Source organism: Bradyrhizobium sp. LM2.9 (assembly GCF_054056555.1).
In genome coordinates, this window is the sequence record NZ_JBSRYJ010000001.1 from 116651 (window position 1) to 132428 (window position 15778).

Sequence of the window (15778 nt, forward strand, 5' to 3'; positions counted from 1 at the left end):
CGCAATGGCCACTTATATGTTGCGTAGGATGGTCTCGACCATCGCCGTCATGGCGATGGTCGGAATCTTCGTTTTTCTGCTTCTCAGGCTCGCGCCTGGTGACCCAGCATCCATCATTGCCGGCGACACGGCGACCCCACAGATGATCGCTGGCATTCGCGAGAAGCTCGGCTTAGACGACCCGCTACCAGCCCAGTTCGTACGTTGGGCGCTGGCCATTCTTGGCGGGGATTTCGGAACATCAATTTTTGCTGGTCGACCGGTTCTCCACCTGATCTCACAGCGGTTGGAGCCGACGATATCCCTCTCGATCTTGACGCTAGTTTTTTCGGCCACGATTGGAGTTACTTTTGGCGTACTTGCCGCATGGCGAACTGGCGGCATCGTTGATCGCGTCCTTACGGCCTTCGCAGCAGTTGGCTTCTCTGTCCCGGCGTTTGTTATCGGCTATTTTCTTATATACTGGTTCGCTATCAGCGCTCATTTGTTACCAGTCCAAGGATACCAACCGATAGACCACGGCCTCTCGGCCTGGTTTGTGCACTTGATCTTGCCGGCCGTGACTTTGAGCTTTGGCTATATAGCTCTCATCGCACGGATAACGCGGGCGAGCATGCTTGAAGTTTTGTCAGAAGACTATATGCGAACGGCCGCCGCAAAGGGTGCCTCGTCATTTTCCCTACTTTTCCACCACGCTCTGAAGAATGCGGGTGTCCCAATCCTTACAGTGATCGGCCTTGGCTTCGCATATCTGATCGGTGGAGTCGTAATCACAGAAACGGTGTACAATATACCTGGTGTCGGCCGCTTGACTGTCGACGCTATCAACAATCGCGACTATCCCATCATCCAGGCCGTGCTGATCCTCAGTTCGGGCATGTACGTCCTTGTCAACCTTGCGATCGATCTTGCCTACACCATGATCGATCCCCGCATTCGGTATTGATATGACTCTCCTCTCTGCTCCGGCCGCAACCGTGCCGATGGGCCTGCCGCGGGCGTCCGCTTTTTCTCACGTGGCAAGGCGGCACCCTCTGGTTTTGGTGGGCGGTGGCCTATTGACGCTCCTGATAGTTCTGGCCCTCGCCGCACCACTTTATGCTGGCGATCCACTGAATATGGATCCATTCAAACGGCTGCAGCCGCCTTCCGCCGAGATGTGGCTCGGTACCGATAATCTAGGCCGAGACGTGTTTGCGCGAACAGTGTTCGGTGCCTGGATCTCTTTGGCGGTCGGATTGACGTCGGCGGCAGGAGCGGTTTTCGTGGGGCTACTGATTGGTGTCCTCGCCGGCTACAATCGCCGCTTCGATAATATCGTGATGCGCATTATGGACGGGCTGATGTCGATCCCAACAATTCTGCTGGCCATCGCCCTAATTTCTCTGACGCGCCCTGGCGTCGGTATACTTATAGTCGCAATCACCATCCCGCATACACCAAGCACCGCGCGGCTGGTCCGTTCGGTGGTGCTAAGCGTCCGGGAGCGTCCTTATGTAGAGGCAGCGCTGTGCGGTGGTGCACGCCTGCCGAAGGTGTTGTGGCGGCACATCCTCCCAAGCACCATTCCGGCGCTCATGGTCCAAAGCGCCAATCTCTGTGCCAGCGCCATTCTGACCGAGGCCGGGCTGAGCTTCCTGGGGGTTGGCGTACCGCCCGAGATCCCAAGTTGGGGCAACATGATCGCAACTTCACGCTTGTATCTCGCTATTGCCCCGTGGTCGGTCTTTGCACCTGGCATTTGCCTTGCGGTAACGGTCCTTGCCGTCAACTTGCTTGGCGATGGGATGCGCGACCTGTTCGATCCACGCTCAAAGCGGAGGCTCTGACATGGAAACGCAGAAACCTGCAGCAGATGAGGTGCTTCTAGATGTCCGAAATCTTGAGACGCATTTTTATGGCGAAGAAGGGATTGCCCGCGTTCTGGGCGGCATCAGCTTTCAGGTAAAGAGTGGCGAAATACTTGGCATTGTCGGCGAATCCGGATGCGGCAAGAGCGTCACCGCCCTCTCCATTCTTCGCTTGTTGCCGAAATTAACTGGCAAGACCATCGGCGGGGAGATCCACTTTCACGGGCGGGACCTCCTGAAACTCTCAGCACGGGAGATGAGAAAGATCCGCGGTGGCCAGATCGCCATGATCTTCCAGGAGCCGATGACGAGCCTGAGCCCGGTGCACACCGTCGGTCGCCAGATTGCTGAAGCGGTGCAAATCCACACAAATGCCTCCCGATCAGAAGCAATGGCAAGATCGCGAGAGATGCTCCATCTCGTCCGCATCGCGGATCCGCACCGACGTGTGAACAATTATCCCCACGAAATGTCGGGCGGCATGCGTCAGCGTGCCATGATCGCCATGTCCCTTGCCTGCTCACCGAAGTTGCTTATTGCAGACGAGCCAACGACCGCGCTTGATGTCACGATCCAGGCTCAGATTTTGCGGCTGATCGTCGATCTGAAAGAACGCATGGGGACGGCCGTGATGCTCATCACGCATGATCTGGGCGTCGTAGCTGAGACATGCGAACGAGTGATTGTAATGTATGCCGGCCGAATCGTAGAGCAGGCAACCGTAAGAGATCTGTTCGCGCGTCCCACGCATCCTTACACTCAAGGACTTATGCGTTCGGTGCCCGATCCGCGAAAGGGCCGGCCACGGCGGCTTCCCGAAATTCCAGGCATTGTACCAAACCTACGCGAGCCCATCATCGGATGCAGCTTTGCCCCTCGTTGCGCGTTTGTCCAAGACATCTGCCGTCAACGAACGCCTACCTTGGATGACGTCGCTCCAGGCCATGCCGCGGCATGCTGGCGCTCTGAAGAGGTGGCAGGCGCATGACAGGTCCTCTGCTAAAAATCGAAAATCTCACCAAATACTATTCGCTCGGTTCTGGCTTCCTGAAGAAGACCATCCCAGTAGTGCGAGCGGTTGAGGATGTATCCTTTTCCGTCGAGCCGGGTGAGACGCTCTGCATCGTCGGCGAATCGGGCTGCGGCAAGTCTACCATTGCTCGGCTTTTGATGCGGATCGTGGAACCGACGCGCGGACGTGTCTTAATCGACGGAATCGACATCGCTGGTCTTACAAGGCACGCGCTGCGTACGTGTCGCCGTCGAATGCAGATGGTCTTTCAGGATCCTTACTCGTCGCTAAATCCACGCCTAACCGCCGAACAGATTATTACCGAACCCGTCGAAAACTTCGAGCGCCTTTCCCGGAAGCAGCGCCAAACGCTTGCCACAGATCTTTTGCGAAAAGTCGGAATGTCGCCCGAGATGATGCATCGGCTTCCCTCCGAGCTGTCGGGAGGCCAGCGCCAGCGGCTTGGCATCGCGCGAGCGCTGGCGCTTCAACCCTCGATCATCATCGCCGACGAAGCTGTCTCAGCGCTTGACGTCTCCGTGCAGGCACAGATCCTGAATCTGCTTTTGGATCTCCAGCAACAGTTGGGCATCGCCTTCGTCTTCATTTCTCATGACCTCAGCGTAGTCCAGTATATCGGCCATCGCGTGGCAGTCATGTATTTGGGGCGGATCGTGGAACTCTCCGCATGTGAGACTCTCTTCGCTAAGCCCGTCCACCCCTACACCGAGGCACTGATCGCAGCAGCTCCGCGGCCAGATCCGATGTGGGTGCGTCATGAGGCGCCCGTGGAAGGTGAGGTGCCCAGTCCTATCAATCCGCCGAGCGGGTGTGCATTTCATCCACGCTGCCCCCTCGCTGTCGAGCGTTGCCGCATCAAAGTCCCCCCTTTGGTGCCGATGGCGGACGGCCGCTTGGTGGCCTGCCATGTGCGCGCTCCGGCGACAGAGACTCCGCTTCAGCCCATTGCGGCGCACGCTCGAGTGGCTCACCTTCTTTAGGCCAGCTCGGCGCCCTATAGGCGCTTCAACAATGACCCTTAAATTCGAAACGTCGGGGATAAGATGAACAAAGAGTTGTGCGACAATGGAGAGCATCAGCGTCGGGACGAGGGTGGCTTTGATAGGGTAGGCTCAACTGCCACAAACGTCCAAGACGGCTTCACTATGGCGGCAGTTGGTGACCTTCTCTTAGCACGACCGGTGACCAGAGGCCGACATCCTGGATTCCATGAAGTGGTCAAGATCCTGCACAATGCCGATGTCACGTTCGGCAACATGGAAACCAACATCTTCGACATTCGGTCGTTCAAGGGAAGTCCGCAGGCTGAGTACGGTGGTGCGTATTGCATCAGTGTCCCGGAGTTGGGACCTGATTTGAAGGCCATGGGCTTTAATATGGTTAGTCGAGCGAACAACCATACCCTCGACTGGGGCCTTGAAGGTATGCGCGAGACGACCCGGGCGCTCGATGAAAACGGGATCATCCATGCGGGTGCAGGCGAGAATCTTGCACAAGCCGGAGCCGCTCGGTTCTTGGAGACCCCTCGCGGTCGCGCGGCCCTGGTATCGTTTGCTACGACGTTCAGCCCCATGGCTCGCGCGTGCGATTCTGCTGGCGAGGCGCCAGGCAGACCAGGACTCAATGCTCTTCGATTGGCCAACAGCATCGTGGTCCCGCCGGAAATGCTCGAACATTTGAGGCGAGTACGCCAAACGTTACCAAACTACAATCCAGCCGACCAGAATCCTAGCCGGGTTACCCTAGGCGGGATGACATACAAAACGGGCGGCAAAGCAGGTTATTGCTTCGAAGCTGACCCACGCGATGTCACAGAGATTGTGCGAAACGTTCGTCGGGGCAAGCAGTTCTCCGATTTCTGCATCGTCACAAACCACGGGCACGAGCCTGGCAATTGGAGCTCTGAGCCGCCTGACTACGAACAGTTGTTTGCCCGCAGCCTAATTGATGCGGGAGCGGACGCATATGTTGCGCACGGCCCGCATCAATTAAGAGGCATAGAAATTTATAAAGGGCGGCCCATTTTTTACAGCTTAGGAAATTTCTTCTGTGAGGACCTTCGGACGCCTATGGGCGCCGATATGTTCGCCGTTTACGGTAAGGACCCAAGAGTAGACACGGAAGCAGAGGTGACGGTCGAGGAGGTATTCAATGGATATCCGTCGGCGGAAGGCTTTGTGGGAGCTCTCTCCGACCCAGTCTACTATGAGAGCATTGTCTCAATCAGCCGTTTTGAGAAGAACACACTTGCTGAATTACGGCTGTATCCAATAGAGCTCGGTCACTCGAAGAGATTCGCCAATCGGGGCGTGCCACGACTCGCTCCCGCACCGCAAGCAAACGCCGTTCTCGCGCGTTTGCAAAAACTCTCCAAGCCATTTGGCACTGAGATTGAGATTGAGAATGACGTTGGATTGATCCGGTTGCAACCCGCTCCTGCTACCCATTTCTGACGCTCTACCCATTCAAAGAACGTAGTGAGGCCCGACCTAAACGGTCGGCTCGGGCCTTACGCCCGATGGCCGTAACAAAGTAGCAAATCGAACGGAAGGACTCGCCTATGATAGAATTCGAAGCGCATGCGTTCGGCGCAACTCTTAGTGCGGAGAGGCTGTCGGCGGGCATCCTCGAATTCGATGGAAAGCGCTACCCCGACGGCCGCGCGTCCGATCCCCGTGAACTCAGGTGGATGTGCGATGCGCCACCCCCGGCGGACAAGTGCATCACGTTCGAGAGCGACAACTTTCTCGAGTTCCCGCAGATGCGCTGGGCGCTGTCACACAAGCGCGAGCTTACGCGGACCGTCAATGTGTGGCGCGGGCGGGGCGGCCCATCCCCGCTCGATCGCAGCGACAAGGCCGCCGACATCGACGCGCTCACTTTTTGCGACCTAAACGGGCGTATGCGCCGGTTTGACGAGGCGCTTTTTGACACCTACACAGATGGGATCGTGGTGCTGCATCGTGGACGTATCGTATACGAACGCTACTTCGGCGCGCTCGAAGCTCACCTGCCGCATGCCTGCTTCTCGGTCACGAAGTCATACGTTGGCACGCTCGCCGCAGCATTTGTGGACGAGGGTGTGCTCGACGACGCAAGAACAATCGCGCACTACCTGCCGGAACTGCGCGGGAGCGCATTTGAGGATGCGACGTTGCGTCAGGTGATGGACATGCAAACTGGTCTCGCGTTTACGGAGGACTATGATGACGAGCGCTCCAGCGTTAGGCAATATGTGCGCGCCTGCGGCCGACGGCCAAAGCCGCCCGGCTACACCGGGCCGGCGACGATGTGCGACTTCCTGCGCACAGTGCGCAAGGACGGGGCGCATGGCGAGACCTTCAGCTACAAATCCGTAAACACCGACGTTCTGGGCTGGGTGATCGCGCGCGCGACCGATCGCTCCTTAGCTCAGCTGCTGCATGAACGCCTTTGGAGTCCGCTCGGCTGCGAAGAGGACGGCTACATCGAGATTGATCCTGTAGGCATGCCGGCGGCCGGCGGAGGCTTGTCAGCTTCGCTGCGCGACCTCGCGCGCTTCGGTGAACTGATGCGGCGCGAAGGCGAATGGAACGGAAGGCAGCTCGTTCCTGTCTCCGTGATAGAGGATATCCAAAGGGGCGTCGACCCCACTAAATGCCCCAACATGTCGCAACCCGGTTACTCGTACCGCAGCATGTGGTGGGTGACCGGCAACGAGTTGGGGGCCTTCGAAGGCCGCGGCATGCACGGCCAGCGCCTGTATGTCGCGCCGAAGGCGGGAATGGTGGTTGGGCGCTTCTCGTCGCATCCGGTGGCGGCCAGTACAGGCAACGATCCGATCACGGTACCACAGATGTTGGCGCTTGGCAGGATGCTGCGCGAATAGCCTGAACGATCGAACCAGCGCGCCACTTTAGAATGGAGACGTACGCCGGTCAGACGTACTTAAGGCGCCCGAGAGCCACCGGGCTGGACTTGCGTTTTGTGGCTATCATGTCAGCTACGGGCAACAGGAAGGACTTTAGAAGAACCAATGTTTCGCGCTGCTCATGAGCAGCAGCTTGGAGCTGCGGTTATTTCAATGGGGACCGAACGACGAACCGGAGCTAAGATGAGTAAAATCCTTCACCGTTTCACAGGAACTCCACTGAGGAAGGCCGTGGCTGGTCACGGTATCTACATCACTGACAGTCAGGGCAAGAGCTACATTGACGCGTCGGGAGGCGCCGCAGTCTCCTGTCTGGGCCACGGCCATGTGGACGGGCTCGACGCGATGCGTGCTCAGATGAACCGGATCGCCTATGCCCACACTTCGTTCTTCACAACAGAGATTGCGGAATCGCTTGCCGAGAGCGTCACCGCGCTGGCACCAGAAGGCCTCAATCACACCTACCTGGTCTCTGGCGGCTCAGAGGCTGTCGAAGCGGCGCTCAAGATGGCCCGCCAGTATTTTGTCGAGGTCGGCCAACCCCGGCGTCGCCACATCATCGCGCGCCGCCAGAGTTACCACGGCAACACGATTGGCGCACCCGCTGTTGGCGGCAATGCGTGGCGAAGAGCGCAGTTCCAACCAATCCTGCGGCAGACCTATCACGTATCCCCCTGCCGCATCCACGCTAGGATCAAGAGAGAGGCGATGGCGCTGGGCCTCTTGTGCTACCCAATGGGCGGCACCATCGACGAAATTCACGGTGATCCCGTGCTGCTCGCCCCACCTTACATCGTTAGTCCAGAGGAGATCGATGTTATTGTCGATCGCCTAGCCCCAGCAATCGAAGCCGCGCTTCGACGGTAAGATACCCAAATGCGCCTTCGAATCGCCTTTGCGGGCTTTAATCTCGAATCCGTAACAGCCGTTCCGACATCTGTCGGCCTGCATGAATTCGAACGCGTCTGTGTGCGTGAAGAACAGATCGTTACCCGCTTCCGCGGCACCAATACGGTGCCTGGCGGCTGCATCAAGGTATGCGAAGAGATTGGCGCTGACTTCGTGCCTCTATTCCACACGTTGCTAGGTGCTCTAGGGCCTGCCACTGACGAGGCGATCGAACACTATGCCCGGGAGATCGTCGACGGCCTCCGCCGCTCGGGTCGCTTCGACGGCGTGATCCTGTTCCTGCACGGTGCCTGCTCGGCTCCAAACCACACGGACGTCGAGCGCGACATGATTGACATGGTGCGCAGCGCCGTTCCGTCGGTGCCCATCGCCGTCGCGCTCGATTACCATGGCAATGTCGACGAAATGACCCTGCGTTCGGCGGACGTCGCCGTTGCCTATCGCCACTCTCCACACATCGACATGGGCGAAACCGGCGAGCGCGCGACACGAGCGCTGCTTCGGATGATCCGCGAGTGCCGCCGGCCGGGGCTTGCTGTGGCGCGGCCGGGGATCGTCATCCCTTCGATCCTCTCGGCAACGGCGCTCGAACCGCTCGCATCGATCATCGCCGAAGCTAGAGCGTTTGAGGCAGCCGGAGACTGCGACATCTCGGTGTTGGCCGGCTTCGCTTATGCCGACGCTCCCAACACTGGCATGGCAGTTGTCTGCGTCGACTGGACAGGGCAAGAGGCGGCGGAAGAGAAGGCGACTTTTCTCGCCTCGAAGCTCTTCGAGAACCGGAAAGCGATCGCCTCGGCGCTTCCGGTCCTGACGGTAGGAGAAGCGATCGCCAACCTTGAGATGCGGCCGGCACAGGGACGGCCGATCGTCCTCCTCGAGCACGCCGATCGAATGAACGACTCGACGCATCTCCTGCGCGCCTTACTTAATCACGACGTGGGAGATGTGAACGTGCCGTTCCTACTCGACCCCGAAACGGCGGATCAGGCGCACGCGGCCGGCGTCGGTGCGGAGATCCAGATCGCACTCGGCGGCAAATCGGCGCCCGAGACAGGTGGTCCGGTGGAGACTACGGCGCGTGTTCTGTGGACGGGGCACAAGACATTTACTGTCTCTGGCAGTTATCAGCACGGCGGTTTCGTCGACCTGGGACTCACCGCTCTCCTCCAATTGCGCCGGATTCGCGTGTCAGTGGTCTCATACTTTGCGTTTGCGGTGGACGGAGATCCCTTTTACGTCTTTGGCGAACGCCCTCAAGATTACGATGTAATCCTGTTGCGCTCAAAGACCCACTTCCGCGCCTTCTATGAACCGCTCGCCGACCGCATTCTGGTGGTCGACACCCCGGACCTGGGACCGGCTGACGTGCGCCTGCTCCACTACCGGCAACTCGATACCACCAATGTATATCCCTGGTGTGCACATGAAATTATCAGGACGCAAGGACATATTAAGGAGAAGTGATATACAAAAACGCCAAATCAGCGCATAGGTCCTTGCGGCGCCATTTTTAAAACAGTTACGGCGGCAGACGAGCTATGATGACGTGGACGTCGGAGATCGCCGTTACGTTGCGGAAGATGCCTCGCGGACGTATCGGAGCTGGTCGAGGGTGCCCTTGATCCTAAGCCGGCAGCCGCGCGGCTAGAAGCCATGGTGCCTGCGCATTGAGGGCGGCTCGGGCACTACGAGTTTATCCTTATCGCAGGAGGGCAACCCCTGGCAGGCTATGAGGCGACGCGTGGGCGGCCAGCATGCGCGATTATTAAGCGAATAGCTGCCTCATTTTATTCGAGTGCGTTTCTGTTGCGAATCCGATTTGCCGTTTGTGGCCCTTATGACTTGATCCGATCGCTCTGCCACAGATGCACCGGGATTGCGCCATCGGTTATGACGAGGCGGGCGAACGCGTGAGGACGAGCCACCGTTCCGACCCGTTGCTCCACCGATCGCTCCTAAGAGCTGGTCCCGGTTGTCTGAACAAAATCTCCGCGTCGATAAGTGGAGCGTCTGCCGGGGTTAGGCCGCCATGCGGATTGGCGGCTGGTTGAAGTAGGCTTGATCCGGTGTGCTGCCGTCAAGGCTCGAGTGTGGACGTCGGCCGTTGTAGAAGTCGAGATAGCGGCCAATCGAAGCTCGCGCCTCGCCGACCGTTTCGTAAGCTCGCAGATAGACCTCTTCATATTTGACGCTGCGCCACAGCCGTTCGACGAACACATTGTCCCGCCAAGCCCCTTTGCCGTCCATGCTGATGGCGATGGCTTGGTTGGTGAGCAGGCCCGTGAAGGCCGCGCCAGTGAACTGCGAGCCCTGATCCGTGTTGAAGATTTCGGGCTTGCCGTGACGCGCCAAAGCATCCTCCAGGGTCTCGACGCAGAAGGCCGCCTCCATCGTGATCGACAACCGCCACGAGAGAACCCGGCGGGTTGCCCAATCCAGCACGACAGCGAGATACACGAAGCCGCGCGCCATCGGGATATACGTGATGTCCATCGCCCAGACCTGGTTCGGCCGTGTGATCTCCATGCCGCGCAGCAGATACGGATAGATCTTGTGACCGGGCTCTGACTTGGTCGTGCGCGGACGGCGATAGAGCGCCTCTATCCCCATCCGCCGCATCAGCGTCTTCACATGCCGGCGGCCGACCTTGCACCCCTCGGCAGCCAGCAGGCCGCGCAACATACGCGAACCGGCGAAGGGATACTCCAGATGCAACCGATCGAGCCGTTGCATAATCGCGAGGTCGGCGGAGGGCACCGGACGCGGCAGGTAATAGACGCTGCCACGGCTGATGTTCAGAGCTTCCGCTTGCCTAGTGATCGACAGATCGTGCTCACGGTCGATCATCGCTTTGCGCTCAGCAACCCCGCCTTGGTGAGCGCTCCTTCTAAAAAATCGTTCTCCAGCGTCAGCTCTCCGATCTTGGCGTGCAACGACTTCACGTCGATGGCCGGCCCGGCAGATGCCGCGGGACCTGCCCCGAAAACGTCAGAGGCACCGCCCTCCAGTTGGGCCTTCCACGCCGTGATCTGATTGGGGTGGACATCAAAGTGCTCGGCCAACTGCGCCAGCGTTCGATCGCCCTTGATGGCGGCCAGCGCTACTTTCGCCTTGAAGGCCGGGGAATGGGTTCGGCGGGATCGTCTGCTCATCGTCGCTCCTGTCTGCGGCAACTATCGCCGCATTCAGGCAGAAACTCCACTTATCGCGATGTTCAGATTTCTGAGACCAGCTGTCTATACAATCGGGGTCCTTCTTTTCCGCGGACGAGATGAGGGCTCAGACCAGTTGGAGCCGGAGAGGGGGAGATGGGTGGATAGGGCACGGACATTCTCGCGCTCGATCCCGGTCTACTTTTGGACGCGCCGCGGATACATACTTATTTCCTTCGTTTTGGATCGCCGAAGCTCTTTGGGGCGACCAGCCATATGAGCCATCGCACGTGATGAAATGGCGATCCCGGTCCAACGTGATCATCGATGGAAGGCAAACCGGCGCGAGCACGAATCCGCTCAAGGAACATATGCGGTGCAGAATTTCAGCCAGGCAAGCCCACAATTAGATGAATTTAGTCTCAGGAACCGGATAAGATTTTAAGAGCACGAGTCAGGAAACGTGTCAGGGGACGCTGAGGATAAACCATGCGCCTATTACTGAGCTGCAGATGCCGCGTGCAGGTAACTCGTCCGCCCCTCGTGATTGACTGGATTTCGTCGCCGGCGCGCTTTGACGCAATCCTCTGTCGGCTGCCAATTTTGGCGAGCGTGGTTCGGCGCATGTGCATGAATCGATGAACAAGCTGATCTCTTGCCGGCATATGGGGAGGGGAGCGCGGCTGCGCTGGGCGGCCTAGCTGCGGATCGTTACCTAGCGCCTCACCGCGTCGATAGGGGGTGCCGTGGGTTTTCGCAGCAATCGAGCGTGTGAGGCTCGGGCTAGAAGCGACTGAAGTGGGCAATCGTTACAGGTGCGTCCCCCGGAAGTTCTGGTGGAACGCGTCGGCCGATATCATCCAGAAAAATGGACGCCGCTCAACCGCGCTGTGGCTTAGAAGGGAATCAAAGCATGACAATCTCTCGCCGTGATCTCATCAAGACGGGCATGGCGGCCGGAGTGGCTCTAACCCTCCCGTCGTTCTTGCGGGCACAGACGAGGCCATCCGACGAGCGGACCGTTCATATGGTGATGGGAGATCTGCAAATCTTCGATCCGATCTTTACTACGGCGGACATCACCTCCGACCATGGATTAGCGATTTACGACGTTCTGTTCTCACTAGATTCCAAGCTTCTGCCGCAGTCGCAAATGGTGGGAAAGTGGGGCGTTTCGGACGACAAGAAGACCTACACGTTTGAACTCCGGGATGGCCTGGGCTGGCATGACGGTACGCCCGTGACTGCGGCCGATTGTGTTGCCTCGATCCGTCGCTGGAGCCAGGTGGCGCCCGTTGGGCAGCTCATAATGGAGCGGGCCAAAGATATCTCGAAGCAAGACGACAAGACCTTCACGATCGCGCTCAAGGAGCCCTTCGGGCCTCTGATCGATAGCCTAGCGCAAATATCAGGGAGGATCCTGTTCATCATGAGGGAGAAGGACGCGAGCCGTCCTGCTACCGAGCAGGTAACCGCAAACATCGGATCAGGGGCCGTTCAAGTTCAATGAAGCTCTTGCCAAGCCGGGCGCGAGTTTCACTTACGATCGGAACGAAAAGTATGTACCGCGCAGGGAGGCGTCCGACGGGTTTGCCGGCGGGAAAGTCGTTAAGGTCGATCGTGTCGTCTGGAATAATATCAGCGATCAGCAGACTGCCCTAGCGGCCCTGCAAACGGGTGAGGTCGATTTCGTTAAAGCTCCACCCGTCGATCTTTTCCCATCGATCGAGAGCGATCCCCATCTCGTTCTCCAGCTTCTGAACACGACAGGTTCGGACATGTATCTGCGCCTAAACTGCCTGCAAAAGCCATTCGATAACGTGAAGGCGCGGCAAGCGATGCTTCACTTGATCGATCAAGACGCCTTCTTGCGCGTCATCTCCGCTGACTCAGAGCACACCGGCACCGTCACATCAATCTTCGGCAGCGGAACGCTTTATTCGAATGACGAGAATACGGGGTGGTACAAGAGGGGTGGCAATCCGGAAAAAGCTAAGCAACTGTTTCAGGCCGCGGGTTATGCTGGCGAGAAGGTCGTCATTCTCCAAACTACGGACATACCTTTGTTCAGCAATGCCGCGCAGCTTCTCGGGGCTACGCTGCGGAGGATCGGGGTTAATGCGGAGCTTGCGCCGAGCGACTGGGGGCGACTTGTCGTGCGCCGCGCAAACAAGGGCCCCATTGAGAACGGCGGCTGGAGCATCTTCGTATCGAGCCAGTCCGATTACAGCCTTAGCGATCCGATGGGCCACCCGTTCTTTGCAGCGAACGGCGACAATGCTTGGTTCGGCTGGCCGAAGAACGATGAGTATGAGGCTCTTCGGGCCAAATGGGTCAATGTCGAAACGCTGGAAGAGCGCAAAGAATTGGCCCGCAGGATGCAACGCGTTTGGTGGGATTTCGTCGGCGCAGTATTCTTGGGGCAAATTAGATCTCCAATTGCGCGCCGCAAGACACTCACGGGTCTCATCAGTACCCCAGGGGTATACACTGCGATGTGGAACATCCAGAAGGCCTAGGGTACCGAGCCTAGACCTGCTGAGGAGCCGATCGACAATCACTCGGTTGCCGCGACGCTTCCCAAGGCTCTGCAATAGATTGATTTTCGATCCTTGATCATTGCGGCTGCCATCCGCGTGCGGTTCAAGATCACGCCTTACGGTTGGTAACCTCTCGGCATTGCAAAGTGGAGCGCCGCAGCAACGTCGCGGAACACCCGCGTGACTTCAGTTTCGGCGAGATAATTCCCGGCAGTACACGCCGCGCTCGCGTGCAGACTTACGGAGCCAGAGTACTCTTTCGACGCGCGACTCAGTGGTTGCGCCCAGCACTTGGCAATGGCGTCAGACTTCATGGGCCTAACGCAATCGAGGACCGCCGGTCGTGCATCACGCTCGGTCCGCGCTCGCGCGGCGCTTTTCGTTGTGATCGCTACGCAGCTTCCCAGCGCTTATATCCCTCATTCTTTGTGCTCTGCGCTTTCTCTCGCCTGCGCCTCTTGCCCCTGGGCGAAATAACTCTTCGGAACGCGGAATACGGACACACAATTTGACCGATGCTGCAGCCGAGGTTGATGAAGCTTAGTGGTCCGACACCGTCCGTGAGGCGCAAGTCAAATGTACAGATGCGGGAAACAGTGACAATATCGCACCGGCGTAGTAACGGGAGTCAGAACCCGTAGGCCGAAAGAGCCAGCGATGCCAGACTCGATCCTTTGTGAAGTTTCGCGTTCGATCAATAAGATCTTGGCCGGATGCTCCGTAAAGCGCCGGAAGGGCGAGTAGGCCGAACGGGCGTGGGTACCTTTGAGGGAGGCGTACGTCCGGCGGATGAGCCTTCTCAGTAGATAGAAGATCCCGATCCACGGCCCGCACCGCTGTAGGAACCGAAGTCGTCATTTTGCGTGGCCCCTAACTGATCGCACGGGCTGGTCATGGCCGAAGCCGGCCAGCTTGGATCCGCCGACTGGTCAAGAACTACCGTTCACGTCGGGCACCCGATCTGCCCGCCCGATGAAATCCAATTGGTAGAATTGTAGGCCGTGTCCCCGGTGGTGGTGTAGCTGGGTAGAGCAAAGCCGCCCGGACGCGCGCCCATAAATAGCGCGGTAGCGGGCGGGCGGCTTTGCGGTGGTCACCGGCAGTTCTCCGGTAGGATCGGGTTGCGACACGCCAACGCAACCGAGGAACCACCGATGACCGACGACATGATGAACCTGCGCACGCTCGTGGAGAAGACCCCTGATGCCGATCTGTTGCGCGAGATGATCGGCTTTGCCGCCCAGCGCCTGATGGAGCTGGAAGTCGAAGGCCAGACCGGGGCGGCTTATGGCGAGAAGACCCCCGAGCGTCTGGCCCAACGCAACGGCTATCGGGACCGGACCTGGGAGACCCGCGCCGGCGCGGTCGAGCTGCGGATTCCCAAGCTGCGCAAAGGCTCCTACTTCCCGAGCTTCCTGGAGCCGCGCCGGATGGCCGAGAAGGCGCTCACCGCCGTGGTACAGGAGGCCTACGTGCAGGGCGTCTCGACCCGCTCGGTGGACGATCTGGTGCAGGCGATGGGCATGACCGGCATCTCCAAGAGCCAGGTCAGTCGGCTGTGCGCCGAGATCGACGACAAGGTGAAGGCCTTCCTTGGTCGTCCGATCGAAGGTGACTGGCCTTATCTGTGGATCGACGCCACTTACGTGAAGGTGCGCCAGAACGGCCGCATCGTGTCAGTCGCGGTGATCGTCGCGGTCGGCGTCAACAGTGACGGCCGGCGCGAGGTTCTCGGCATGGACATCGGACCGTCCGAGACCGAGACGTTCTGGACCGCGTTTTTGCGCAAGCTCGCCCGCCGCGGTCTGGGCGTCAAGCTGGTCGTGTCCGACGCCCACGAGGGCATCAAGGCCACCGTCGCCAAGGTGCTCAACGCCAGCTGGCAGCGGTGCCGCGTCCACTTCATGCGCAACGCGCTGGCGCATGCCGGCAAGAGCGGGCGGCGCGTCGGCTCCGCCTTCATCGCCACCGCGTTTGCCCAGGACGACGCCGAGGCCGCGAAGACGCAGTGGCGCAAGGTCGCCGACCAACTCCGCCCCAAGCTGCCGAAGCTTGCTGGCTTCCTCGACGAGCCCGAGACCGATGTGCTCGCCTACATGACCTTCCCGCTCCAGCACCGGACCAAGCTGCACTCCACCAACCTCATCGAACGCCTCAACGGCGAGATCAAGCGGCGGACCGAGGTGGTCGGCATCTTCCCCAACGAGGATGCGATCGTTCGCATGATCGGCGCGATCCTGCTCGAACAGAACGATGAGTGGGCCGTGCAGCGTGCCCGCTACATGACGCTGGAAACCATCGCGTCATTGAGCGATGATCCGATCGTCAGCCTTCAGGCTATTGCCAGCTGACCGGCTCGGCCCTTGCCGGCGACCGCGGTG

The 15778-nt window shown here is 59.1% G+C and carries 9 protein-coding genes and 2 pseudogenes; 10 read left to right on the forward strand and 1 reads right to left on the reverse strand.

Annotation, left to right across the window (positions count from 1 at the left end; translation table 11 throughout):
- Nucleotides 1-4: 4 nt before the first annotated feature.
- From ACVWW3_RS00490 to ACVWW3_RS00525, 8 genes and pseudogenes are all read left to right on the forward strand, one after another.
- Complete coding sequence (locus ACVWW3_RS00490; RefSeq protein ID WP_456647419.1) at nt 5-946, forward strand: ABC transporter permease; 942 nt, start codon at nt 5-7, stop codon at nt 944-946.
- 1 nt (nt 947) lies between these two features.
- Nucleotides 948-1829 carry an ABC transporter permease gene (locus tag ACVWW3_RS00495; RefSeq protein ID WP_456671801.1) on the forward strand — a complete coding sequence of 294 codons (882 nt, stop codon included), beginning with the start codon at nt 948-950 and terminating at the stop codon, nt 1827-1829.
- A 1-nt stretch (nt 1830) separates the two neighbouring features.
- Entirely contained in the window at nt 1831-2838 is a 1008-nt protein-coding gene (locus ACVWW3_RS00500) for an ABC transporter ATP-binding protein (RefSeq protein ID WP_456647420.1), read from the forward strand.
- Nucleotides 2835-3863, forward strand: a complete 1029-nt coding sequence (locus tag ACVWW3_RS00505; protein WP_456647421.1) for an ABC transporter ATP-binding protein — start codon at nt 2835-2837, stop codon at nt 3861-3863. Before ACVWW3_RS00500 ends, ACVWW3_RS00505 begins: the two co-directional genes overlap by 4 nt.
- A gap of 63 nt (nt 3864-3926) precedes the next feature.
- Entirely contained in the window at nt 3927-5336 is a 1410-nt protein-coding gene (locus ACVWW3_RS00510) for a CapA family protein (RefSeq protein WP_456647422.1), read from the forward strand.
- A 107-nt stretch (nt 5337-5443) separates the two neighbouring features.
- The gene (locus tag ACVWW3_RS00515) at nt 5444-6751 is read left to right on the forward strand and encodes a serine hydrolase domain-containing protein (RefSeq protein ID WP_456647423.1); all 1308 of its coding nucleotides are present in this window, start codon (nt 5444-5446) and stop codon (nt 6749-6751) included.
- Nucleotides 6752-6976: 225 nt separating this feature from the next.
- Nucleotides 6977-7471 (forward strand): annotated as a pseudogene (locus tag ACVWW3_RS00520) (aminotransferase class III-fold pyridoxal phosphate-dependent enzyme); the annotation flags it as partial.
- A 198-nt stretch (nt 7472-7669) separates the two neighbouring features.
- Nucleotides 7670-9169 carry a M81 family metallopeptidase gene (locus tag ACVWW3_RS00525; protein ID WP_456647424.1) on the forward strand — a complete coding sequence of 500 codons (1500 nt, stop codon included), beginning with the start codon at nt 7670-7672 and terminating at the stop codon, nt 9167-9169.
- A gap of 555 nt (nt 9170-9724) precedes the next feature.
- Here the strand turns inward: ACVWW3_RS00525 and ACVWW3_RS00530 are convergent.
- Nucleotides 9725-10857 (reverse strand): IS3 family transposase gene (locus tag ACVWW3_RS00530; protein ID WP_456647380.1). Its coding sequence is split into 2 segments (ribosomal slippage): nt 9725-10602 and nt 10602-10857, totalling 1134 coding nucleotides; the frame shifts between segments, so codons are not numbered across the junction.
- A 913-nt stretch (nt 10858-11770) separates the two neighbouring features.
- Here ACVWW3_RS00530 and ACVWW3_RS00535 point away from each other — a divergent pair.
- Both ACVWW3_RS00535 and ACVWW3_RS00540 read left to right on the forward strand, forming a co-directional pair.
- A pseudogene (locus ACVWW3_RS00535) lies at nt 11771-13376 on the forward strand (ABC transporter substrate-binding protein).
- Between the two features lie 1175 nt (nt 13377-14551).
- A complete protein-coding gene (locus ACVWW3_RS00540) occupies nt 14552-15748 on the forward strand; it encodes an IS256 family transposase (RefSeq protein ID WP_456647426.1) in 1197 nt (398 codons plus the stop codon).
- Nucleotides 15749-15778 lie beyond the last annotated feature (30 nt).